This window comes from Microbacterium sp. NPDC086615 (genome assembly GCF_040686055.1).
In the GTDB taxonomy this organism is placed as follows: Bacteria; Actinomycetota; Actinomycetes; order Actinomycetales; family Microbacteriaceae; genus Microbacterium.
This window is the reverse complement of the sequence record NZ_JBFBJJ010000014.1, coordinates 1-22,019: the sequence shown is the minus strand read 5'-3', so window position 1 is coordinate 22,019 and position 22,019 is coordinate 1. Positions and strand designations below refer to the sequence as shown.

The 22,019-nt window shown below is 71.1% G+C and carries 23 protein-coding genes; 11 read left to right on the top strand and 12 right to left on the bottom strand.

What is annotated here, in order from left to right; translation table 11 throughout:
- Window positions 1-61 precede the first annotated feature (61 nt).
- Window positions 62-622: a hypothetical protein gene (locus AB0O24_RS14020; RefSeq protein ID WP_363375704.1), complete on the top strand. Its 561-nt coding sequence runs from the start codon at window positions 62-64 to the stop codon at window positions 620-622.
- 356 nt (window positions 623-978) lie between these two features.
- Here the strand turns inward: AB0O24_RS14020 and AB0O24_RS14015 are convergent, their stop codons facing one another.
- From AB0O24_RS14015 to AB0O24_RS14000, 4 genes are read right to left on the bottom strand one after another with little or no spacing between them, the layout of a single operon-like run.
- Entirely contained in the window at window positions 979-3,441 is a 2,463-nt protein-coding gene (locus AB0O24_RS14015; RefSeq protein ID WP_363375702.1) for a glycoside hydrolase family 3 N-terminal domain-containing protein, read from the bottom strand.
- 7 nt (window positions 3,442-3,448) lie between these two features.
- The gene (locus AB0O24_RS14010; protein ID WP_275799810.1) at window positions 3,449-4,333 is read right to left on the bottom strand and encodes a carbohydrate ABC transporter permease; all 885 of its coding nucleotides are present in this window, start codon (window positions 4,331-4,333) and stop codon (window positions 3,449-3,451) included.
- Window positions 4,330-5,352, bottom strand: a complete 1,023-nt coding sequence (locus AB0O24_RS14005) for a sugar ABC transporter permease (RefSeq protein ID WP_275799812.1) — start codon at window positions 5,350-5,352, stop codon at window positions 4,330-4,332. Before AB0O24_RS14005 ends, AB0O24_RS14010 begins: the two co-directional genes overlap by 4 nt.
- A gap of 11 nt (window positions 5,353-5,363) precedes the next feature.
- Window positions 5,364-6,647 (bottom strand): extracellular solute-binding protein, encoded by a 1,284-nt coding sequence (locus AB0O24_RS14000; protein ID WP_363375699.1) that lies wholly within the window; start codon window positions 6,645-6,647, stop codon window positions 5,364-5,366.
- 172 nt (window positions 6,648-6,819) lie between these two features.
- On the opposite strand from AB0O24_RS14000, the gene AB0O24_RS13995 reads away from it, so the two are divergent.
- Window positions 6,820-7,821, top strand: a complete 1,002-nt coding sequence (locus tag AB0O24_RS13995; protein ID WP_363375696.1) for a LacI family DNA-binding transcriptional regulator — start codon at window positions 6,820-6,822, stop codon at window positions 7,819-7,821.
- Window positions 7,822-7,922: 101 nt separating this feature from the next.
- Here the strand turns inward: AB0O24_RS13995 and AB0O24_RS13990 are convergent, their stop codons facing one another.
- Both AB0O24_RS13990 and AB0O24_RS13985 read right to left on the bottom strand, forming a co-directional pair.
- Window positions 7,923-8,636: a response regulator gene (locus AB0O24_RS13990; RefSeq protein WP_363375693.1), complete on the bottom strand. Its 714-nt coding sequence runs from the start codon at window positions 8,634-8,636 to the stop codon at window positions 7,923-7,925.
- Window positions 8,633-9,862: an ATP-binding protein gene (locus AB0O24_RS13985; protein ID WP_363375691.1), complete on the bottom strand. Its 1,230-nt coding sequence runs from the start codon at window positions 9,860-9,862 to the stop codon at window positions 8,633-8,635. Before AB0O24_RS13985 ends, AB0O24_RS13990 begins: the two co-directional genes overlap by 4 nt.
- A gap of 201 nt (window positions 9,863-10,063) precedes the next feature.
- On the opposite strand from AB0O24_RS13985, the gene AB0O24_RS13980 reads away from it, so the two are divergent.
- The 6 genes from AB0O24_RS13980 to mmuM all read left to right on the top strand — a co-directional run bounded on the left by AB0O24_RS13980 (window position 10,064) and on the right by mmuM (window position 16,357).
- Entirely contained in the window at window positions 10,064-11,032 is a 969-nt protein-coding gene (locus AB0O24_RS13980) for a tripartite tricarboxylate transporter substrate-binding protein (RefSeq protein WP_363375688.1), read from the top strand.
- The gene (locus AB0O24_RS13975; RefSeq protein WP_363375685.1) at window positions 11,029-11,670 is read left to right on the top strand and encodes a tripartite tricarboxylate transporter TctB family protein; all 642 of its coding nucleotides are present in this window, start codon (window positions 11,029-11,031) and stop codon (window positions 11,668-11,670) included. Before AB0O24_RS13980 ends, AB0O24_RS13975 begins: the two co-directional genes overlap by 4 nt.
- Window positions 11,658-13,214: a tripartite tricarboxylate transporter permease gene (locus AB0O24_RS13970; RefSeq protein WP_058615024.1), complete on the top strand. Its 1,557-nt coding sequence runs from the start codon at window positions 11,658-11,660 to the stop codon at window positions 13,212-13,214. Before AB0O24_RS13975 ends, AB0O24_RS13970 begins: the two co-directional genes overlap by 13 nt.
- Window positions 13,215-13,502: 288 nt before the next feature.
- Window positions 13,503-14,621 carry a glycerate kinase gene (locus AB0O24_RS13965; RefSeq protein ID WP_363375682.1) on the top strand — a complete coding sequence of 373 codons (1,119 nt, stop codon included), beginning with the start codon at window positions 13,503-13,505 and terminating at the stop codon, window positions 14,619-14,621.
- 378 nt (window positions 14,622-14,999) lie between these two features.
- Window positions 15,000-15,506, top strand: coding sequence for a MarR family transcriptional regulator (locus AB0O24_RS13960; RefSeq protein ID WP_275798317.1), 507 nt, complete (start codon window positions 15,000-15,002; stop codon window positions 15,504-15,506).
- Window positions 15,503-16,357 (top strand): homocysteine S-methyltransferase, encoded by an 855-nt coding sequence (gene mmuM, locus AB0O24_RS13955; RefSeq protein WP_275798318.1) that lies wholly within the window; start codon window positions 15,503-15,505, stop codon window positions 16,355-16,357. Before AB0O24_RS13960 ends, mmuM begins: the two co-directional genes overlap by 4 nt.
- A 21-nt stretch (window positions 16,358-16,378) precedes the next feature.
- On the opposite strand, the gene AB0O24_RS13950 is transcribed toward mmuM, so the two are convergent.
- The 3 genes from AB0O24_RS13950 to AB0O24_RS13940 all read right to left on the bottom strand — a co-directional run bounded on the left by AB0O24_RS13950 (window position 16,379) and on the right by AB0O24_RS13940 (window position 18,538).
- The gene (locus AB0O24_RS13950) at window positions 16,379-17,308 is read right to left on the bottom strand and encodes a hypothetical protein (protein ID WP_363375679.1); all 930 of its coding nucleotides are present in this window, start codon (window positions 17,306-17,308) and stop codon (window positions 16,379-16,381) included.
- A 121-nt stretch (window positions 17,309-17,429) separates the two neighbouring features.
- Window positions 17,430-17,996 (bottom strand): hypothetical protein, encoded by a 567-nt coding sequence (locus AB0O24_RS13945; RefSeq protein WP_363375676.1) that lies wholly within the window; start codon window positions 17,994-17,996, stop codon window positions 17,430-17,432.
- Entirely contained in the window at window positions 17,993-18,538 is a 546-nt protein-coding gene (locus AB0O24_RS13940) for a sigma-70 family RNA polymerase sigma factor (protein ID WP_275798323.1), read from the bottom strand. Before AB0O24_RS13940 ends, AB0O24_RS13945 begins: the two co-directional genes overlap by 4 nt.
- A gap of 148 nt (window positions 18,539-18,686) precedes the next feature.
- Between AB0O24_RS13940 and AB0O24_RS13935 the strand changes: the two genes are divergently transcribed.
- On the top strand, window positions 18,687-19,139 hold the full coding sequence (locus AB0O24_RS13935) for a hypothetical protein (protein ID WP_275798325.1): 453 nt from the start codon (window positions 18,687-18,689) through the stop codon (window positions 19,137-19,139).
- Window positions 19,140-19,186: 47 nt separating this feature from the next.
- Window positions 19,187-19,468, top strand: a complete 282-nt coding sequence (locus AB0O24_RS13930) for a hypothetical protein (protein ID WP_275798327.1) — start codon at window positions 19,187-19,189, stop codon at window positions 19,466-19,468.
- Here AB0O24_RS13930 and AB0O24_RS13925 read toward each other — a convergent pair.
- Window positions 19,435-19,908, bottom strand: coding sequence for an Lrp/AsnC family transcriptional regulator (locus AB0O24_RS13925; RefSeq protein WP_307384960.1), 474 nt, complete (start codon window positions 19,906-19,908; stop codon window positions 19,435-19,437). The genes AB0O24_RS13930 and AB0O24_RS13925 overlap by 34 nt on opposite strands.
- 155 nt (window positions 19,909-20,063) lie before the next feature.
- Here AB0O24_RS13925 and ald point away from each other — a divergent pair, with 155 nt between their 5' ends.
- Window positions 20,064-21,149, top strand: a complete 1,086-nt coding sequence (gene ald / locus AB0O24_RS13920; RefSeq protein WP_363375672.1) for an alanine dehydrogenase — start codon at window positions 20,064-20,066, stop codon at window positions 21,147-21,149.
- On the opposite strand, the gene AB0O24_RS13915 is transcribed toward ald, so the two are convergent.
- Window positions 21,112-21,762, bottom strand: a complete 651-nt coding sequence (locus tag AB0O24_RS13915) for a GIY-YIG nuclease family protein (RefSeq protein WP_363375669.1) — start codon at window positions 21,760-21,762, stop codon at window positions 21,112-21,114. The two genes, ald and AB0O24_RS13915, sit on opposite strands and share 38 nt — an antisense overlap.
- Before the next feature lie 7 nt (window positions 21,763-21,769).
- The coding region (locus tag AB0O24_RS13910; RefSeq protein ID WP_363375667.1) for a hypothetical protein at window positions 21,770-22,019 on the bottom strand (250 nt) is incomplete at its 5' end.

Genomic DNA, 22,019 nt, shown 5'->3' with positions numbered 1-22,019 from the left:
CGGTACTTTCGTTGTGAGCCCGGGACATCGCGTCGCGGTGACACGAAAACGGATGAACAACATGATTCAGAATGATGAGCCGATCGTGGTGGAGGCGCCCCCCCCCGCGTCTTCGAGTTCCAGATTCGATGTCCGTAAAGCTGCGCTGCTCGGCGTCGGCGCTCTCGTATTCCTCGCCGTCGGTGCAATCGGAGGGCGTCTGTTTCCCCCGTTCGTCCTCGACGAGGGGTTTTGGCGAGACTTCGTGACGTCCGCGGGGTTCGGTGGGGTCGCGGCACTCGCCGCGGCGGCCATCGCGTTCGGCGCTGCGTGGTACACCAGTCATCGATCGACTCTGAATGCCGCCGCTGACCGGAGGCAACGTGACATCGCGGCCGAGGATGACCGCCTGCAACGAGAAGTCGCGGATCAAAGAGCGCAGTGGTGGGCCCGATTTACGTGGGCAACCGAGAGAGCACTCGACCCGAGACATCGAAACGTCGGTCTGGTGAGCATGATCGGGCTGGTGGGCCACCCTTGGGCCAGCCCGGAAGACACCGACATCGCCGACGCCGTTGCCGACGTCCTCGACAAGTTGGATACTGGAACCCCCGATGGGGGAGCAGAAGGAGGTGAGAGATGACGTCCACTAGTGATGAGACTCGTGACCTCGTCCGCCGGCTCCGCGAAAAAGCGCGCCGGGTCAAAGCCCAGCGCGATTCGGGTGAGCAGACGGTGAAGACCTCCAGATCGGGACAGTACGTCATCGTCTCCCGCTCAGGGGGCTCGACCGGACGGTCCGTCTCGAGTGTTCACGGCGAGCCTCTCCCGCCGTCGCCCCGAACTCCTCGCTCTGCCGCCTGACCGGCTGTGCGTGCGCAGATCGCGCCGCTCTTTCCCTCTCGCCACCCCTGACGCCTGCGGACGGTGTTCACACAGCGAGGAGCGCCGCGATGAGGAGGGCGGCACCTCCCGCGCCGCCCTCCCACATGTGCGGCATCAGCCCCGGCGCACCTCGACCTCGACCACGCGCGCGTCGTCGGGACCGAGCTCGTAGGTCGGGCCGGTGACGCGCAGACGCACCGCCTCGTCGACCTCGGCGCACGACGGTCCCAGCCGCAGCTCGATCTCGCCCGGCTCGACCACGCGGCGCATCGCGCGATCGCTGTACGCCAGGCGTGACGAGGGCACCGTGAACCGGATCTCGGCGCTCTCGCCGGGATCGAGCTCGACCCGCGCATACGCGACGAGCGCGGCCAGGGGCCGTGTCACGCTCGCGCCCGTGCGATGCGTGTACACCTGCACGACGTCGGCTCCGCGCACGGTGCCGGTGTTCGTGACCCGCGCCGACACGGTGAACGCGTCGCCCGCGCGGACCTCGGGCGAGGCTCCGGATGCCGAGATCCCGACGCTCCGCGAAGCGTCGACGGCGCGGTGCCCGGCGGATGCCGTGCCCCCGTGCTCGCCGCCGGTCCCGCGCTCCGCGCCCTCCGCGCCCCCGGCGCCCCCGCGCTCGCCACCGGCCTCACCGGCTCCGCGACCGCCGCCGTCGACCCGCAGCTCCCCGCGCTCGAACGTCGTGTACGACAGCCCGAACCCGAAGGGCCGAACGGGCGTCGGGTCGGTGCTCGTCACGCCCGACGGGCCGCCGAGGATCGGGTGCAGGTACGAGTACGGCTGCGCCCCGGCCGAGCGGGGGAGCGAGACCGGCAGACGGCCCGAAGGGGTGGCATCCCCGGCGATCAGCGCCGCCAGCGCGGACCCGCCCTCCTCGCCGGGGAAGAACGCCTGCAGCACCGCCGCGGGGCCTTCGGCGCCGTCCAGCGCCCACCCCAGCGCGTACGGCCGCCCCGTGAGCAGAACGAGGACCACGGGCGTGCCGGTGGCGACGACGGCCTCGACGAGCTGCCGCTGCCTGCCGGGGAGCTCGAGCGATTCGGCATCGTTGCCTTCGCCGACGGTCCCGCGGCCGAAGAGCCCGGCGCGGTCGCCGACGACGACGATCGCGACGTCGGCGTCCCGAGCCGCCGCAGCGGCCTCGACGAAGCCCGAGGTGTCGTCACCCTCGACGGCGCAGCCGACGGCGTACGAGACCGCGGCGAATCGCGACTCCAGAGCCTCGCGGACGGTCGGGATGTCGAAGCCCATCGGCGTGCCCGGGTGATGCGCGAGCACGTGGTTCGCGAACGAGTAGCACCCCATCAGCGCCTCCGCGCTGTCGGAGTTGGGCCCGATCACCGCGATCCGTCCCGGCGTCGTGAGGGGGAGCACTCCGTCGTTGCGCAGCAGCACCGCGCTCTCGAGAGCGAGACGTCGGGCCAGCGCCCGGTGCTCGGCATCGTCGAGGTCGATCTCGGTCGGGACGTCGGCGAAGTCGGCATCCAGGAGCCCGAGGTCCTCCTTCTCGGCGAGCACGCGGGCGACGGCCCGGTCGACCACGGCTTCGGGGAGGGACCCGGATGCCACCCGCTCGGCGAGGTACGGATACGCGTCGGGGCCGGGCAGCTCCACGTCGATCCCCGCCTCGAGGGCGAGCTGGGCCGCTTCGCCGAGGGAGCCCGCGATGCCGTGCATCGAGCGGAGGAACTCGACGGCGAAGTAGTCGGACACCACTGTTCCGTCGAAGCCCCACCGACGACGCAGGAGGTCGGTGAAGATCTCGGGCGACGAGGCGATCGGCACGCCGTCGATCTCGACGTACGCGTTCATTACCGAGCGCGCGCCTCCGTCGCGCACGGCCATCTCGAACGGCGGGAGGAAGACGTCCTGCAGCTCGCGCGGGCCGGCCGACACGGGGGCGTGGTTGCGCCCGGCTCGCGAGCCGGAGTACCCCACGAAGTGCTTGAGTGTCGCGTGCACGCCCGCGCCCTGCAGGCCCCGGACGTACGCCGTGCCGATCGTCCCGACGACGTACGGGTCCTCCGCGATGCACTCATCGACGCGGCCCCAGCGGGGGTCGCGCACGACATCCAGCACGGGCGAGAGTCCCTGGTGCACGCCGAGATCGCGCATCGAGCGACCGATCGCGGATGCCATGAGCTCGATGGCATCCGGATCGAACGAGGCACCCCACGCGAGCGGTGTCGGGAAGGTCGCCGCTTTCCACGCGGCGAAGCCGGTGAGGCACTCCTCGTGGACCAGGGCCGGGATGCCGAGCCGTGTCTCGTTCTTCAGACGACGCTGCTCGCCCCACAGCCACTCGGCGCGCTCGATCGGATCGACCGGGCGCGTGCCATACACGCGCGTGAGGTGGCCGAGGCCGTGGACGGTGGCATCCGCGTAAGCGGCGGAGGTGATCTTCTCGCCCGAGAGGGGAGCGACGACCTCGTCGCCCTGGTCGACCCAGTAGCCGACGAGCTGCGCGAGCTTCTCGTCGAGCGTCATCTCGGCGACGAGGGCCTGGACGCGCGGAGAGCCGCCGGACGTGAGGGCAGCACCGACGTCGGTGTGGTGGATGGTCATGAGTGGATCAGCCCTTCACGGCGCCGGTCAGGCCGCCGACGATGCGCCGCTCGAACACGCTGAAGAACAGCAGAGCGGGGATCATCGACAGCGAGGTGAATGCGAGCACGCGCGCGGTGTCGACCGAGTACTGCGAGGCGAACGCCTGCGTCCCGAGCGGCAGCGTGAAAGCGGCTTCGTTGTTGAGGATGAACAGCGGCAGCATGTAGGAGTTCCAGCTGTTGACGAAGGCCAGGATGCCGACCGTCACGACCGCGGGAACGGCGAGCGGCAGCACCATGCGCCAGAAGAAGCCGAGGCGACCGAGCCCGTCGATCGACGAGGCCTCCTGCAGCTCGTTCGGGATCGCGGCGAGGAACGGCGACAGGATGATGATCGTCAACGGCAGGGCGAAAGCGATCTGCGGCACGATGACGCCCGCGAGCGAGTTCATCAGCCCGAGGTTGCGAACGAGGATGTACAGCGGCGTGATGGCCACGGTCATCGGGAACATCAGGCCCGCGGTGAACAGGGCGTACACCGCGCCGCGGCCGCGGAAGCGATAGCGCGACAGGGCGTAGGCGGCCATGAGGCCCAGCGCCACGACGAACAGGGTCGTCGCGACGGCCGCGATCGCCGAGTTGCCGACCTGGCCCCAGAACGTGGGGCTCGCCAGCACGTCGGCGTAGTTCTCCCAGTTCCAGCGCGTGGGGAAGCCCGAGGGGTCGACGGTGATCTCGGCGTTCGAGCGGAAGCCGCCGAGGATGATGTACACCACCGGTGCGAGCATCATGCCGATGAGCAGCAGGGCGACGAAGCCGACGATCACCGAGGATCCGCGGTTCGCTCCGGCAGGACGCGGGCGCGGAGCCTTGGCGCCACGCGGGGTGACGAGGGTGGCGGTGGCGGTCATTTGGTGCCTCCCGTGAGGGCGCCGGCCGTGTCGCGACGCAGCACGAAGCGCTGGTAGACGAGGGCGACGGCGAGCGAGATGAGGAACATCACCACGGCCACCGCGCTGCCGTATCCGAAGCTGCCGGCGTTGCGACCGTTGGCGACCATGTAGGTGGCCATCGTCGAGGTGCCCGCGGTCGAGGCGACGTACTGGCCCCAGATGATCCAGACCAGGTCGAACAGCTGCAACGAGCCGATGATCGACAGGAACGCCCAGATGCGGATGGTCGGGCCCATCAGGGGCAGAACGATGTGCCGCTGGATCTGCCAGTACGAGGCGCCGTCGATCGCGGCGGCCTCGCTGAGCTCCTCGGGGATGCCCTGGAGTCCGGCGAGGAAGAGGATCACGGCGAAGCCGATGTACTTCCACGTGATGATGATGAGCAGCGTCCAGATCGCCAGAGCCGGGTCGGAGATCCAATCGGCGCGGAGTGCTCCGAGGCCGATCTTCTCGAGCATCCCGTTCATCGCGCCGCTCGACTGGAGCATGAGGCCCCACCCGAGGCCCACGACGACCTCGGAGATGACGTAGGGCACGAAGATCAGCACGCGGATGAGCGACTGCGCCCGCATCTTGCGGTTCAGCAGCAGCGCGAGACCGAGGGCGAGAGGCCCCTGCAGCACGAGTGAGCCGACGACGATGAAGGCGTTGTGGCCGAGCGCCTCGTGGAAGGCGGGGTCGGTGAGGATCGTGACGTAGTTGCGGATGCCGACGAAGTCGGTGGGCGTGCCGAACCCCGACCACTTGTAGAAGCCGTAGTAGGCGGCGAGGACCACCGGGAGGATGACGAACGAGACGAAGACGACCAGGGCGGGGCCGAGGAGGATGGCGAGCTCGCCGCGGATACGCCAGTTCTCGCGGCGGCGCCGGACGGGCGACCGCCCGGCCGAGGGGGTGCGCGGGGCACCCTCCTCGGCCAGGCGGCGACCGGCGACGTCGTCGGACGCGGTGGCGACCGGATGACGCACGGTGGTCATGTCGGGACTCCTCAGCGCGAGGCGGCGGCGTTGACGGCGTCGACGATGCCTTGCGGCGTGCCCTTGCCGGCGAAGAGGTCCACCACGGCGACGTTCAGCGCGTTGCCGACGTTCTGGCCGTAGAGCGTGTCGAGCCACACCGACACATAGGGGGCGTCGGTGTACGCCTGCAGTGCCGACTGCAGGGCGGGGGTGGTGACGGCATCCGTCGCCTCGTTCGAAGCGGGGATGGTCTGGAACGCGGCGGCGTAGTTCTCCTGGTTCTCCTTGTTGACGAGGAAGTTCAGGAAGTCGGTGCACTGCGCGGGAGCGTTGACCCAGCACGAGTAGCCGTCGACGCCGCCCATGATGGCGCCCTTCTCGCCCTTGCCGCCCGGGACCTCGGGGAACGGGAACCAACCGAGGTCGGCCAGGGGCTTCTCATCGGGGGTCAGCGAGGCGATCACGCCGGGGTTCCACGCGCCCATGAGCTCCATGGCGGCCTGGTGGTTGGCGAGCAGGCCCGCCGAGGACCCGGCGCCCTGCTGCGCGGCGGTGGTGAGGAAGCCCTCGTTGAACGGCTGGGTCTTCAGGAACGACTCGAGGTTCTCGCCGGCCTGCAACCAGCAGGGGTCGTCGAAGCTGCGGCTCTGGGCGGCCTCGTCGAGCACGTCCTTCGAGCACGCGCGCAGCGCGAAGTTGTAGTACCAGTGCGCGGCGGGCCAGGCGTCCTTGGCGCCGACCGCGATCGGGGCGACGCCCGTCGCGCGGATCTTCGCGTCGGCGGCCTCGAGGTCGGAGATGGTCGCGGGGGCCTCGGTCACCCCGGCGGCGGTGAGGAGGTCCTGCGCGGTGAAGATGCCGGAGGGGAGCACGGCGACGGGCATGCCGTAGTTCTTGCCGTCGACCTCGAACGCGTTGAGTGAGGTGCCGAGCGCGCTCTTGGCATCCGCGGAGATCTTGTCGGTGAGGTCCATGACCTGGCCGGCCGCGACGATGTCGGCGAGCTTGCCGCCGCCGCGGGCCATGAACAGGTCGGGGGCATCTCCGGCGTTGAGGGCGGTCTGGAGCTTGCCGTCCATCTCTTCGTTCTGGACGGCCTGGATCTCGATGGTGACGCCGGGGTTCGCCGCTTCGAAGGCCGCGGCGGTGTCTTCCCAGTACTTCTTGCCGTCGCCGGTGGTGGAGTTGTGCCACAGCGTGAGCGTGACCGAGCCGTCGGCGTTCTGGCCCCCGCCGCCGCCGGCGCAGCCGCCGAGCGCGAGGGTGCCGGCGACGGCGAGAGCCGCTCCGGCCAGGATCTTGCGCGTGTTCATGTGATTCCCGTTTCTCTTCGTCGAGGTGCGTCCGTCAGGGATGCGCGGTGGTCATCGGCAGCGATGCCGTTGTCCGGAGCGTGTGCTGCGCCCCGGGTCTGAGCAGTGTCGCCCGGTCGCGAACGCTCGTCAAACGTTTTCGAAAATGATTTCCACGCTAGGGTCGGATGCCATGACCCGACGCGCCACCATCCACGACGTCGCCGCGGCGGCCGGCGTCTCGGTGGCCACGGTGTCGAAAGCCGTCAACGGGCGGTACGGGGTCTCGCCCGAGACGGTGAGCCGCGTTCTGGATGCCGTGAAGACCCTCGGCTACGAATCGAGCCTCGTCGCGAGCAGCATGCGGTCGCGCAAGACGGGCGTCGTCGGGGTGCTCGTCGCCGCGATCGAGCCGTTCTCGGCCGAGATCCTGAAGGGCGTCGGGGGAGCGCTGTCGGGCACCGGGTACGACCTGCTCGCCTACAGCGGATCGCGCCGCGAGGGCGAGGGGTGGGAGCGGCGATCACTCAGCCGCCTCAGTGGCACCCTCATCGACGCCGCGATCATCGTGACGCCGACCGTGGTCAACGTGACGAGCGACGTGCCGATCGTCGCGATCGACCCGCACACGGGCCGCGCCGACCTCCCCACGGTCGAGTCCGACAGCTTCACCGGCGCGCAGCAGGCGGTGCACTACCTCGCCCAGCTCGGTCATCGCCGCATCGGCTTCATCGCGGGCCGCCCGGATCTACGGTCGGCCGTGGCCCGTGCGTCCGGGTACCGGGAGGGGCTCTCGGCCGCCGGCATCCCGTTCGATCCCGCCCTCGTCGGCGTCGGGAGGTACGAGCAGGACGTCGCGCGCGAGGCCGCCGAGGCCATGCTGTCGCTCGACGACCCGCCGACCGCTGTCTTCGCCGCGAACGACCTGTCGGCCCTGTCGATCATCGACGTCGCGGCCGAGCGCGGACTGCGCGTACCCGACGACCTCTCGGTGGTCGGCTTCGACGACGTGCCCGAGGCCGCGCGCGCCCAACCCGCGCTGACGACCGTGCGCCAGCCGATGAAGCGCCTCGGCGCCGAGGCCGTGCGGATGGTGCTCGCCCTCCTCGCGGGCGAGGACCTCCCCGAGACGCACGTGCTTCTGCCGACGCGGCTCGTGGCCCGCGGCACGACGGCTCCGCCGCGCCCGCGCTGAGCGCGGCGCGCCCCGCCCGACCCGTTGAGTGTCCAAGACACGCCGCAACTCCGCACGCGGTAGCGGCGTGTCTTGGACACTCGACCTGCCGTCGCCGCGGGTCAGCGCGCGGCCAGGCGGTACAGCACCTCGGGGCGTCCGCGCGCGCCGAAGCGGTGCGAGATGTCGACCTCGCCGCGGGCCACGAGCACGTCGAGGTATCGCCGCACCGTCGCGCGAGAGGCACCCGACGCGGCGGCGATGTCACGCGCGCTCGCCGGTGTCACCGGGTGGAGAGCTGCCCGGATGGTGTGCATGGTCGACTCCGCGAGTCCCTTGGGGAGAAGGGCTTCGGATGCCACGACCGTGCGCACCGGAGAGGTCACCGGGGAGACCAGCCGGTCGATGTCGCCCTGGCCCATGCTGACGGGCACCTCGGCCGGGCGTTCGGCTCGCCCGCGGCGGTACTCTTCGAGCCGGTTCACGAAGGCCTCGCGGGTGAAGGGTTTGGCGAGGTAGCCGACGACGTGCGCGGCCGCGGCCTGGCGGATCGTCAGGGTGTCGCGCGCGGAGCTGATCACGAGCACGTCGACGTCCCACTCCCGCACGAGCCGCAGCCGGTGCAGCACCTCGACGCCGCTGAAATCGGGGAGGTTCATGTCGAGCAGCACCAGGTCGACGTCGCTTCCCGCCGCGAGGGCCGCCCCTGCGGCCCCCGTCCGCGCCGTCCCGACGAGCCGGAACCCGGGAAGAGTCTCGAGATACGCGGTGTGCAACCGCACCACCGCGGGGTCGTCGTCGACGATGATCGTGCGGATCACGGCATCCGGACTCATCCCCGCACCCCCGCGTGCGGCAACTCCACCGTGAAGCGCGCCCCACCCGACGCCGACCGACCGACCGTGACCGAGCCTCCGCGCGCCCCCGCGATGCGGCGCACGAGGTCGAGCCCCACGCCCCTGCCCGCGGCGGCCTTGGAGCTGACCCCGCGGTCGAAGATTCGGGCCACGTCGGCCGGCGCGACGCCGGGCCCGTCGTCGGCGACGTCGATCGTCAGCCGCTCGTCGCCCGCGAGCACGAGCACGTCGATGTGTCCGTCGCCGCCGGCCGCCTCGGCGGCATTGCGCACGAGGTTTCCCACGATCGTCAGCACCTCGTCGTCGACGCTTCCGCGCGGGACGAGGCTCGCGGGGTCCACCCGCAGCCCCGCGAATTCCGAGACCAGGCCGTCCAGCAGGGCGCGCAGCGCCGGGTCGTCGATCGGGAGACCGGATGCCACGGGCGCGAGCCCTCCGATATAGGTGAGCGCTTCGCCGGTCTCGCCCTCGGCGACGAGCCCGCGGATCACGTGCAGCCGCGTGTGGAACTCGTGCGTCTGGTCGCGGAGCGCGCCGGAGATGCGTCGCTGCGTCTCGAGTTCGCGCGCATCGGCCTCGAGGCGTCGCACGCGTCGGCGGAGCGCCGCGGTGAGCAGCCCGCTGAGCACGACGCCCAGCACGATCGAGCCGACCACCCAGGGCAGCATCCCCCCGACCGCTTCGTCGAAGCTGCGCGAGATCTCCGACTCCAGCACCCCGACCGAAGCGGTGCCCACCACGGCGTGGGCCGCACGCACCGGCACCTTTGCCCGCAGGCTCGGCCCGATGGTCCCTGTCTCGGTGCCGAGGAACGTCTCTCCGGCCAGCACCGCGGTGGCATCCGTCGACACCGTCCGTCCGCGTTCGGCGGGATTCGGGTGGGTGAGCCGGATGCCGCGGACATCGGTGACCACGACATAGTCGACCCCGGATGCCGCGGCGACGACGTCGGCGAGCGGCTGGAGGTCGGCGGTGGCTGCGGCGGTGTCGAGCAGCACCGCACGCTGCACCTGGTCGAGCTCGACGAGGCTCATGGCCACATCGAGCACGCGTTCCTCGGTCGCGGCGCGGATGCTGCGCTCCTGAACCGACATGGCGACCAGGGTCGTCGCGAGCACGCAGACCAGGACGACGGTGCACTGCAGGGCGAGCAGGACGGCGAGGCGCACGCGCACGGGCGCGCGATCGGATTGGGTGATCGGCATCGGCACCTCCTCGTGCGGTCGCTTCGGGACCGGATGGCCGTGAGCATCAAAGAGCGCAAAGCCCCTCGAACGCGCCACCGGGGGAGAGGCGCTGACAACCTAGCTTCTCATCCGGCAACGACGATGTCCCGGGAGGGCTTGATGCAGCATCCGACGCCAGCAGAGGCGCAGCACCCCGCGCGCTCACCTCGACGCCGCCGCGTGACGGGGGTCGTGGTGGGTGTGGTCGCGGCGGCACTGTTCGTGACGGCGGGTCTCAGCGCCGCCGCGACCGGCGGAGTCGCCAACCCCCGGACGAAGCTCACCATCGTGGCTCCCGCCGCCCCCGGCGGAGGATGGGACACGTTCGGTCGCGAAGCACAGCAGGTCATGCGCGAAGAGGGCATCGCCGGAGCCGTGCAGGTGATGAACATCCCCGGAGCCGCCGGCACGATCGGCCTCGGCGCCGTCGCCGAGATGGGCGACAGGCACGACATCATGCTCGTCACGGGCGGAGTGATGGTCGGCGGCGTGATCGTCAACCGCTCGCCCGTGAGCCTCGAGGACGTGCGGCCCATCGTGCGTCTCGCCGACGACTTCAACGTGCTCGTCGTGCCCGGCGACTCGCCCTTCCAGACCCTCGACGACTTCATGCAGGCATTCCTCGCCGACCCCGAGGGCACCGCGATCGCGGGCGGATCGCTCGGCGGTATCGACCACCTCCTCGCCGGCATGCTCGCCCAGCAGGGCGGCATCGACGCGCAGCGCGTGAACTACCTCGCCTACCCCGGCGGCGGCGAGGTCGTCACTTCTCTGCTGTCGCACACGACGCAGGCAGGACTCTCCGGATACAACGACTTCCGCGATCAGATCGAATCGGGCAACCTCCGGGCTCTCGCGCTGTCGGCCGAGGAACCGCTCGACGACGTCGATGTGCCGACCTTCCGCGAGCAGGGCGTCGACGTCGCGATGTCGAACTGGCGCGGGCTGGTGGCGCCTCCCGGCATCGACGACGAGGTGCACGCGGAGCTCGTGGCCATGGCATCCGAGATGCGGGAAACCGAGGCCTGGCAGGAAGTGCTCACCCGCAACAGCTGGGTCGACAGCTTCCTCGCCGGTGACGAGTTCGCCGCCTACCTGTCGGATGAGACCGAACGTACGACCGCGATCATGAAGGAGCTGGGTCTGTGACCGAACCGTCCACCCTCACCACGGGGTCGCTGCGCGTGCAGCGCACGCCCCGCTGGTACACCGGCCGCAGCGAGTTGGTGGTCGTCGCCGGGGTTCTCGTGCTCGCCGGGTTCATGACCTACGGCACCGCCACCATGCAGGTGCCCGCCGACGTCGCCTTCCCCGGGCCGCAGTTCTTCCCGATGCTCGTCAGCGGCTTCCTCTGGCTCGCAGGCATCGGGCTGCTGATCGAGGTGCTGCGCACGAGTCGCCGTGCGCACGTCGCCGACGACCCCGTCGAGATCTCGAACGAGATGCTCGAGGACCTCGGGGCGATTGACGCGACGGGCGAGATCCGCATCGTCTCGCCTGAGGACGTGGCGTCGACCGCGAAGCCGGCGGCCGCCGACTGGCGCACACTCGGCATCACCGTGGCCGCGCTCGCCGGTTTCATCGTCGTGCTGCCGGTGCTCGGGTGGATCCTCTCCGCCGCCGCGCTCTTCTGGGTCATCTCGTGGGCATTCGGCAGCCGCCGGCCGCTGCTCGACATCGGCGTCTCGGTGATCGTGTCATCCCTCGTCCAGCTCGCGTTCGGCGCGGGTCTGGGCCTGTCGCTTCCCGCCGGCATCCTGGAAGGACTCTCGCCGTGGATCAGCTGATCAACCTCGCCGACGGGTTCGCGGTCGCCTTCACGCCGCAGAACCTGCTCTTCCTCGTCATCGGGGCCATCCTCGGCACCGCCGTGGGCGTGCTCCCCGGACTCGGGTCGGCGATGGCCGTCGCGCTGCTGCTGCCCGTCACCTTCAGCCTCGACCCCACCGGCGCGTTCATCATGTTCGCCTCGATCTACTTCGGTGGTCTGTTCGGCGATTCGACCGCCGGCATCCTGCTCAACACCCCCGGCAACTCGTCCGCGATCGCGACGACGTTCGAGGGCCACCGCATGGCGAAGGACGGCAGGGCGGCCAAGGCGCTCGGCACCTCGGCGATCGGCGCGTTCCTCGGCGGCACCATCGCCTGTGTCCTGGTGGTGTTCTTCGCGCCCTACATCGTCGAGCTCGCGAAGGTGTTCGGCCCCGCGGAGTACTTCGCGCTCGCCGTGTTCGCGTTCGTCGCGATCTCGGCCGTCGTCGCCGATTCGATCGTGCGCGGCCTGGTCGCCCTCGGTCTCGGCTTCGCCCTCGCCCTCGTCGGCATCGACGCGATGACGGGCGCCGAGCGCTTCACCGGCGGAAGCCCGGTGTTCTTCGACGGCATCTCGATCATCGTGATCACCGTCGGCTTGCTCGCGATCGGCGAGGTGCTGCACGTCGCCGGCCACATCCGCCGCGCGGGCGGACCGGGCAAGCTCGTCGCCCCGAGCGGCTCGCCGCTGCTGTCGCGCCGCGAGTGGCGTCAGGCTCTGCCCGCGTTCCTGCGCGGCACGGCGTTCGGCGTGCCGTTCGGAGCGATCCCGGTCGGCGGATCCGAGGTGCCCACGTTCCTCGCGTACGGCACCGAGAAGCGCCTCGCCCGTCGCCGCGGCGACACCGACTTCGGCACCCGCGGTGCGATCCAGGGCGTCGCCGCCCCCGAGGCCGCGGGCAACGCCACGGCCGGCTCGGCGATGGGCGCCCTGCTGGGACTGGGGCTTCCGACCTCGGCCACGGCCGCGATGATGATCGCCGCCTTCCAGCAGTACGGGATGCAGCCGGGTCCGCTGCTGTTCGAGCGCTCCGGCGATCTCGTGTGGCCGCTGCTCGCGAGCCTCTTCCTCGGCCTCATCATCCTGCTGATCATCAACCTGCCCTTCGCGGCCGTCTGGGCGAAGCTGCTGCTCATCCCGCGCCACTACCTCTACGCGGGCATCACGGTCGTCGCGATGCTCGGCGTCTACGCGATCGCCTCGCGTGTGGTCGACCTGTGGCTCGCCCTCGCGATCGGCGTCGTCGGCTTCGTCATGCGGCGCTTCTCGATCCCGCTCGCGCCCGTGCTGATCGCCGCGATCCTCGGACCCATGGCCGAGACCCAGATGCGCCGCGCCCTCGCCGTGTCGGAGGGCGACCCGACGATCTTCGTCTCGTCGCCGCTGACCGTCGTGCTGTACGCCCTGCTCGCGATCATCGTGACGGTGAGCGTTCTGCAGCACGCCCGCCACGCGCGCCGCGAGCGCGTCGAGGCCGCCGCCCGCCGCGACGCCCCGGTGCCGGCCGGGCGTCGCTGACCCGCCCGTCCCGGCCCGGCCTGCCGCGTGCGGCCGGGCCGGGCCTTCGGCGTCCCGCCCTGCGGCCGCGTCCCGCGCCGCGTCCTGCCTTGCGGTCGCGTCCCGCCCCGCGGCGCGCCCCGCGGCGCGCCCTGCGGCCGCGCCGCGCTCTCGTTGAGTGTCCAAGACACGCCGTTACGGCGGCATGCATTACGGCGTGTCCTGGACACTCAACGGTGGGGGCGGGCGCGGGGCGGGCGCGGGCGCAGGGCCCCGGCACTACGGATGCCGACCGGCTAAGGTCGGCGCGTGACCACCGTGCTGCTCGCGCCCGACGGCTTCAAGGGCTCGATCACCGCGGCCGACGCCGCCGCGGCGCTCGCCGCGGGATGGCGCGACGCCCGACCCGCCGACGCCACGATCGAGCGCCCCATGGCGGACGGGGGAGAGGGCACCGCTGCCGCCTTCCTCGCGGCGGTTCCCGGTGCGCGCCGCATGCCCGTGCGCGTGATCGGTCCGCACGGCCGCGAGGTCGCGGCATCCTGGGTCCTCCTCCCTCCCACCGCCGCCGCACCGCGGGGGACGGGGGTGGTCGAGCTGGCATCCACCTCGGGAATCGAGCTGCTGGGCGGCGACTTCCGCCCGCTCGACGCTGACACCCGCGGCTTCGGCGAGGCGATCGCCGCCGCCCTCGATCACGGCGTCTCGCGGCTCGTGCTCGGCATCGGTTCGAGCGCCTCCACCGACGCCGGATTCGGTGCCCTCACCGCGCTCGGCGCACGGATCACGGATGCCACCGGCACCCCCGTCTCGTCCGGCTTGCGGGGTCTGCGCGGCGCCGTCCGCCTCGATCGCTCGGGCTTGCGGCCACCCCCACCGGGCGGAGCGACGGTGCTGACCGATGTCCGCAGCCCGCTCGTCGGCGCGACGGGTGCGGCCGCGGTGTTCGGCCCGCAGAAGGGCCTGGTCGACCTCGCCGAGGCGGACGCCGCCCTGGCCCGCGCCGCCGTGCTGCTCGACACCGACCCCCACGCGCCCGGAGCGGGAGCCGCCGGGGGGACCGGGGCAGCCCTGCGAGCGTGGGGCGCCGCGCTCGTTCCCGGGGCCGAGGCCGTCGCCGAGCTCATCGGGGTGCGCGACGCCGTCGAGCGTGCCGACGTCGTGGTCACCGGCGAGGGCGCGTTCGACGCGAGCTCCGCGGCCGGGAAGGTCCCGGGCCGTCTCGCGGCCCTCGCCGGAGACCGTCCGGTGCTGCTCGTCGCGGGGCGGATCGCTCCGGATGCCGACACGTCGATGTTCCGTACCACGGTCGCGCTCGCCGACCTGGCGGGATCCCCCGCCGCCGCGCTCGCCGACCCCGCCCGGTGGCTGCGCGCCGCGGGCCGCGCGCTCGCCGAGCGGCTCGGTGGAGCCCCACGAGCTCGTTGAGCCCGCGAGAGGTCCCTGAGCCCGCGCGAGGTCCCTGAGCTTGTCGAAGGGACCGGAGGCTTCGACAAGCTCAGCCACCTCGGCCGCACCGAGACCTCCAGCTACGCGAGGTCCCTGAGCCTGTCGAAGGGACCGGTGGCTTCGACGAGCTCAGCCACCTCGGCAGCACCGTCACAGCCGGCCGCGCGAGGTCCCTGAGCCCGCGCGAGGTCCCTGAGCCTGTCGAAGGGACCGGTGGCTTCGACGAGCTCAGCCACCTCGGCAGCACCGACGCCGGCCGTCGTCGCCCCGGACGCCCGTGGGGCCGCGCCGGCATGACGACCCACCCCACCCCGCCGGAAAGCCGCCATCGCCCCGTGGCTCCGGTACCGTCGTCATGTGGCTATCGCAAGCAATAAGGATGACGAGGTCGATCTCCTCATCGACGCGTGGTCGCGCCTGCTCCCCGACATCGACCTCACACCGCTCGACGTCATGTCGCGTCTGCGTCGCGCGGCCTTCCACCTCTCGAAGCTCCGTGCCCGCGCGTTCGCGAGCGCCGACATCGCGCTGTGGGAGTTCGACGTCCTCGCGGTCCTCCGCCGCGCCGGCACCGAGCTGAGCGCCACCCGGCTGATCGCCGCGACGATGATCGGCAGCGCCGCGATGACCAACCGCCTCGACAAGCTCGCCGAGCGCGGGCTCGTCCACCGCCGCCCGAACCCGTCCGACGGTCGCGCGATCCTCGTCGCCATCACACCCGAGGGCATCGAGCGCGTCGACGCCGCGATGACCGAGCTCGTCCGCCTCGAGGCCGAGGCCTTGCGGGGCGTCAGCCGTGCGGATCAGGCTCTGCTCGCCGATGCCCTGCGTGTCCTCGCCGCTGGCGAGACCCACGAGGCGTGATCGACCTCGCCGCGACGCTCGCCGAGCGGGCGGTCGTGCTCGACGGTGGTCTGGGGACCCTGCTCGAGGCCCGCGGCAATGACGTCTCGTCGTCGCTGTGGTCCGCGCGGATCCTGCGCGACGACCCCGACGAGGTCCGCGCCGCGCACGCCGCGTTCGTCACCGCGGGGGCCGAGGTCGTCATCACGTCGAGCTACCAGGTGGGTTACGGAGCAGGGATTCCGGATGCCGAGGTCGATGCTCTCCTTCACCGGTCGGTGACGCTCGCCCGAGAGGCCGGCGACGTCGTGGTCGCGGCATCCGTGGGCCCGATCGGGGCGCTGCGCGCCGACGGGAGCGAGTACACGGGGGACTACGGTCTCACCGTCGACGAGCTACGCCGGCAGCATCGCCGCCGCCTGCGCATCCTCGCAGACACCGGATGCGACCTGTTCGCCGTCGAGACCATCCCGTCCGCGCTCGAACTCGAGGCGCTCGCGCTCGAGCTCGCCGATCTCGACGTGCCGAGCATCGTGAGTCTCTCGGCCGACAGCACCGCTTTCGCGGCGCGCGGGGCGTTGGCACGGGCTTTCGACATCGCGGCATCCGTGCCGGGAGTCGTCGCGATCGGTGTCAACTGCTGCGCCCCCGAGCACGTCCTCCCCTCCCTCGCGATCGCACCCCGGATGCCTTTGGTGGCCTATCCGAACTCGGGCGAGAGGTGGGATGCCGAGACCCGCACCTGGAGCGGTCGTGCGGCTCCGCTGGCCGAGACCGCTCCATCGTGGGTCGACGCCGGCGCGCGGGTCGTCGGTGGCTGCTGCCGGTCGATGCCCGCCGACATCGCCGCGATCGCCGCGGCCGTGGGCTGAGCGCGGCCGGGTCGCGGCGCCTTACGCGTCGGTTCTCCGCCGACTCCGCGGGGCCGACGAGCCGTCGATGAGCAGGCCGGTCTCTTCGGGTCGCCAGCCATAGGTCGATCGCATCCGTTCCCGCAGCGCCGAGGCGGCGGACGGGATGGCCACTTCCACCCCGTGTGGCGCGTCGACCGCCGTCGGGTCGAGGTCCTGCGCGGCGAGGCGCAGCTCGATGAGCAGGCCGCGCACGCGGTCTCTGCCGAAAGCGGCGGTCGCGAGCTTCCAGTCACCGATCGTGACCAACGTGCGATGGCTGCTGCCGCTGTGCTCCGTGCGCGCCGCGGGACGCCCGACGAGTCCGATGGCCACGCCGCAGAGCAGCATCGACGTCACCGAGACGACGCCGGCGCCGGCGATCGAGAACAGGCTCTGACTCAGGGGTGACTCGGGCGTCGAATGCACGACGCTTCGCAGGGCGGAGTACACGCTGTACGCGCCCTGCACGGCGCCGAGGAGACGCGTCGATCGGGGCGGGAGTGCGCGGTTTCGCAGGGCGATCACCGCGCAGGCACCGCAGACCACGGTCAAGAGCGCCACCTTGACCTTCATCGATGTGGCAGGGATGAGCACGGTCGAGCAGACGGCCATGACACCGCCGATCGCGATCGCGGCGCCGAGCATGACGCGCGAGCCGTAGCGTGCGCCCGACGGAGGCCAGACCGCGACGCACAGAGTGGCCGGCGCGAGAACCATCGCCGTATCGGCGACGACGAGGGCGCCTGGTGCTCCGCCGTTGAAGCTCACGATGTACATGAGACCGGACCCGACCGAGAGAGCCCCGGCGACCGCCGCGTAGCGCAGGTACACGCCCAGGGGTGTCCGGCTGCCGACGCGGGGCAGCACGACGCCGATGACGCCGGCCGCTAGCCCGACGCACATCACGACCACTCCGATCGACAGCAGCATTGACGCCTCCGCGTCACATCATGGGTGCTGACGCGGTCACGGACCCTCACTTGACGCCAGGCCCGAGTTATGCGCGGTGCGGGAAGGTCCTCTCGTGCGTCGGAGGCGGCGCGCGGCGGAATCAGCCGCCCGTCCCGGGGCCGAACGCCTGCTCGTACACGGCGCGGAGCTCGGCGGTTGCGGGCCCCGTCAGGCAGTCATCGGTGAATCCTCCCGTAGAGGCCACGAGGTAGGTGCGACCCGTGACGAACAGGTCGTCTCCCGAGGGCGTCCGCGACTGCGGCAGCTCCACCGTGGCATCCGGAGTCCCCGTGAAGACGTGCGACACCTCGAGGGTGACGACGCCATCGTCGACGCCTGTCACGAGGGCCTCGTACGCCGTGTCGTTCGTCCGCAGTTCCGCGGCGGTCGGAACCTCGCACGTGACGTATCCGCCCGTGGGCCCGGGTGCCTGGAGCGCGGGTGTCGCCACGAGGCCGGCGATGAGTGCGGCACCCGCCGCGGTCGCCACGGCTCCGAGCGAGGCCCCGGCGATGAGCAGACGCGCTCGCTTTCGGGGTGCCGGGGCGAGGTCGTCGCGCTCGGCGGCTGCGACGACGCGGCGAATGCGGGCGTCGTCGAGCGGCGGGTGCGCGTTCGTGGGGTCGGCCCGTCGCATCAGCGCTCTGAGGTCGTCGTCATCGGTCATCGTGCCCCTCCTCCCGAGGTCGTGCGCGAGACGGGCGGGCACGCCGCGTCCATTTCTTGACGGAGTTTCTTCTTCGCCCGGTGCAGGCGGATGGTCACGGCGTTCACGGTGCCCCCGATCACCATCGCGATCTCCTGCGGTCCGAGCTCTTCCCAGGCCCACAGGCGGAGCACCTCGGCGTCGGTTCTCGACAGGCGGGCCAGAGCGGTGCGCAGGCAGTCCTCGCGCGGATCGCCCTCATCCTCGGCATCCATCGCCTCCACGGGCGGGTCCACGGTGGTGATGCGATCGACGACGCGTTGCTGTCGCCGGGTGGAACGCTCCGCGTTGCGCAGGCAGTTGCGTGCCGTGACGTACAGCCAGGGCAGCGGATCTTCGGGCACCTCGTCGAAGCGCCGCCACACCACCAGCATGGTTTCCGAGAACGCGTCCTCGGCGGTCTGCGGGTCGGACCGCCGGCGGAGGAACCGAGAGACGGCGTCGCCATGTGCGCGGACGAAGGCCTCGTACGTCCGCGTCTTCTCGGGGGAGTGGTGTCGCACACATTGATCATGTCCGACAGCGCGGCAGCCTTTCACCGCTTTCGCGCGCAGAAAAAAGGTTCGTTCCCGATGAAAGAACCCCGTCGGTGTCGGCCATGAACAGATCAGACGCCGCGAACGACGGCGCTCCCTCCCGAAAGGAACTCCCATGCGCACGCGAACCCTCACCCTCCTGGCCGCCTCCGTCGTCGTGCTCGGCATCGCCACGGGAACGGTGACCGCCTTCGCGGCGGCGTCCGACGACGCGATCTCCGACAACACCAGCGTCGACGTCATCGCGCCCGACACCGACGGCGCCGACACCGAGATCGGCATGCCGGCCCCGCTCATCATGACCCCCGCCGAACTCGCCGGGGCGAAGATCTCGCTCGCCGCTGGAGAGGTGCTCATCATCTCGACCGACGACGACACCGCCGGATGGCCGGGCACCGGCGGGACGGACAATGACGCCGTCGCGCACTTCGATGCCGCGTCGACCGATGCGGACGAGGTGTCGTTCAACGCGGGCTTCACAGCGGGCGAGACCGGAACGACGTCCGCCTGGATCCAGGATGCCGCCGGCGTCAAGACGACGTTTGAGATCACGGTCGAGGCTCGGTGAGCCTCGACTCCTCTCCTCGGGCCTCCTGGCTGCCGTCGCGTGCCGCGGTGAGCACGGCAGCCGGGAGGCGCGAGATCTACGTGTACGCGCGTTCCGCTACGCGCAAAGGGCCGGGGCGTCTGTCTCCCGGCGTCCTGCTGGCGGTCTCCACGGTGTTCCTCGCGCTGACGGTCGTCACCACGATCTCCGCAGCCCTTGTCCGTGACGGTCTTCTCGCCGCGCTGGCTCTCGCCGTGGGGCTCGCGATCGCCGCGACAGCGGCGTCGCGCGCGGCGTCATCTTCGTGCCGAGAGGATCAGTCGAAGTCGGCCGCGACAGCGTTCCGGTGATACTCGAAGATGATGCTCGTGCGTGTGGATGCCACGCTGTGCCGCGCCGAGAGGTGATCGACGACGAAGCGGCGCACGGCGGACGAGTCGTCGACGGCGATGTGCACGAGGAAGTCGTCGGCCCCGCCGAGGAAGTAGAGCTGGATGACATCCGGATGCCGGCGCACGTCGTGCGCGAACGCGCGGATGCTCTCCTGTCGCTGCCCCGGGCGGAGGGTCACCCCGACGATCGCCTGCAGCCCGCGGCCGAGGCGGCTCTGGTCGACGGCCGCGTGGAAGCCGGTGATGAGACCTCGATCGACGAGGGAGCGCAGCCGTGCGTGCGCGGTCGATGCGGCGACGCCGAGGTCCTCGGCGATCGCGGCGTTGGTCATTCGCGCGTCGGCGGAGAGGAGTTCGATGATCCGCGCGTCGTGAGGGTGAAGCTCGTCGTCGGGCATCGCAGATCCTTCGGTCGACGGTGGCACTTGGCATGGTTGCGTTCGACAGTACGCCGGTTTGCCGGCATCCATTCGAAGGATCATCGGTTTAACGTCGCCGAAACACTCGTTTCTGCGATTCTCTCGGCAACGCTCAGTCGATCGAGGAGAAACCCATGCGCGTGTCCGTGCCGACCGAGATCAAGAACAACGAGAACCGCGTCGCGATGACGCCCGCGGGCGTGGATTCTCTCGTCCACCGCGGCCATGAGGTGCTCGTCCAGGCCGGTGCGGGGGAGGGCAGCGGGTTCAGCGACGACCAGTACCGTGCGGCGGGCGCTGAGATCGTCGCGACCGCCGACGAGACGTGGGCGCGCGCCGAGCTCCTCGTCAAGGTCAAGGAGCCGATCGCCCCCGAGTACGGGTTCCTCCGCCCCGACCTCACGCTCTTCACCTACCTGCACCTGGCCGCCGATCGCCCGCTCACCGATGCCCTCATCGCGGCGGGGACCACCGCCGTCGCGTACGAGACCGTGCAGACCGCCGACCGGGCCCTGCCGTTGCTCGCCCCCATGAGCGAGGTCGCCGGACGCCTCTCGATCATCGAGGGCGCGCACCACCTGCTGCGCGCCTCGGGCGGACGGGGGCTCCTGCCCGGCGGTGTTCCCGGAACGCCTCGCGCGAAGGTCGTCGTCATCGGCGGCGGCGTCGCGGGCGAGCACGCGGCCGCCAACGCCCTCGGACTCGGGGCGCGCGTGACGGTCGTCGACATCTCGCTGCCCAAGCTCCGCCAGCTCGAGGAGCGCTTCGGCGGAGCGATCGAGACCCGCGCGTCGACCCGCCTCGAGATCGCCGAGCAGCTCGCCGATGCCGACCTCGTGATCGGCTCGGTGCTGATCCCGGGCGCGGCCGCCCCCAAGCTCGTCACGGACGACATGGTCGCCGCGATGAAGCCCGGCTCCGTGCTCGTCGACATCGCGATCGACCAGGGCGGGTGCTTCGAGGGGTCGCGCCCGACGACGCACGACGCGCCGACCTTCCGCGTCCACGACTCGCTGTACTACTGCGTCGCGAACATGCCCGGCGCGGTGCCGCACACCTCGACGCGCGCGCTCTCGAACGCGACCCTGCCCTACATCACGCGGATCGCCGACGCGGGCTGGGACGCCGCGGCATCCGCTGATCCCGCCCTCGCGAAGGGCCTGAACGTCCGCGCCGGCGAGGTCACGAACGAGGGCGTCCGCGCCGCCTTCGCCCTCTGACATCCCCTCCGTGGCCTCCGGTCCCGGGGCTGCGGCGGAGGTGGCTGAGCTTGTCGAAGCCTCCGGTCCCTTCGACAAGCTCAGGGACCTCGCGTGGTGAGGGTTCCTCTGCGGCAGAGGTGGCTGAGCTTGTCGAAGCCTCCGGTCCCGGGGCTGCGGCGGAGGTGGCTGAGCTTGTCGAAGCCTCCGGTCCCGGGGCTGCGGCGGAGGTGGCTGAGCTTGTCGAAGCCTCCGGTCCCGGGGCTGCGGCGGAGGTGGCTGAGCTCGTCGAAGCCTCCGGTCCCGGGGCTGCGGCGGAGGTGGCTGAGCTTGTCGAAGCCTCCGGTCCCGGCCCGCAGCGCGACAGCCGGGGAAGATCTGCGCCCCGCTCGGCGATAAGTGCGAGCTTCTTCTCCCGGCGCCACCCCTGTAGCTGCTTCTCGCGCGTGAAGGCTAGCTCGACCGCGTCGAACCATTCCGCATAGACGAGCCGAACGGGTCGACGTTTCCGGGTGAAGGATGCCGCCAGGTCATCGTCGTTGTTGTGCTCCCACACGCGACTCTCGAGTTCGCGGCCGGTACTCCCGACGTATAGCGCACCGCCGCGGCATTCGAGGATGTAGGCCCAAGGCATCCCGTGATCATGGCAGCCTGTGGCGACTGCTCGCGGAGACTGTGGAGAACGTCGCGTCGGGTCCGGTCCCTTCGACAAGCTCAGGGACCTCGCGTGGGCTCAGGGACCTCGCGTAGCTGGAGGTCTCGGTGCGGCGGAGGTGGCTGAGCTTGTCGAAGCCTGCGGTCCCTTCGACAAGCTCAGGGACCTCGCGTGGGCTCAGGGACCTCGCGTAGCTGGAGGTCTCGGTGCGGCGGAGGTGGCTGAGCTTGTCGAAG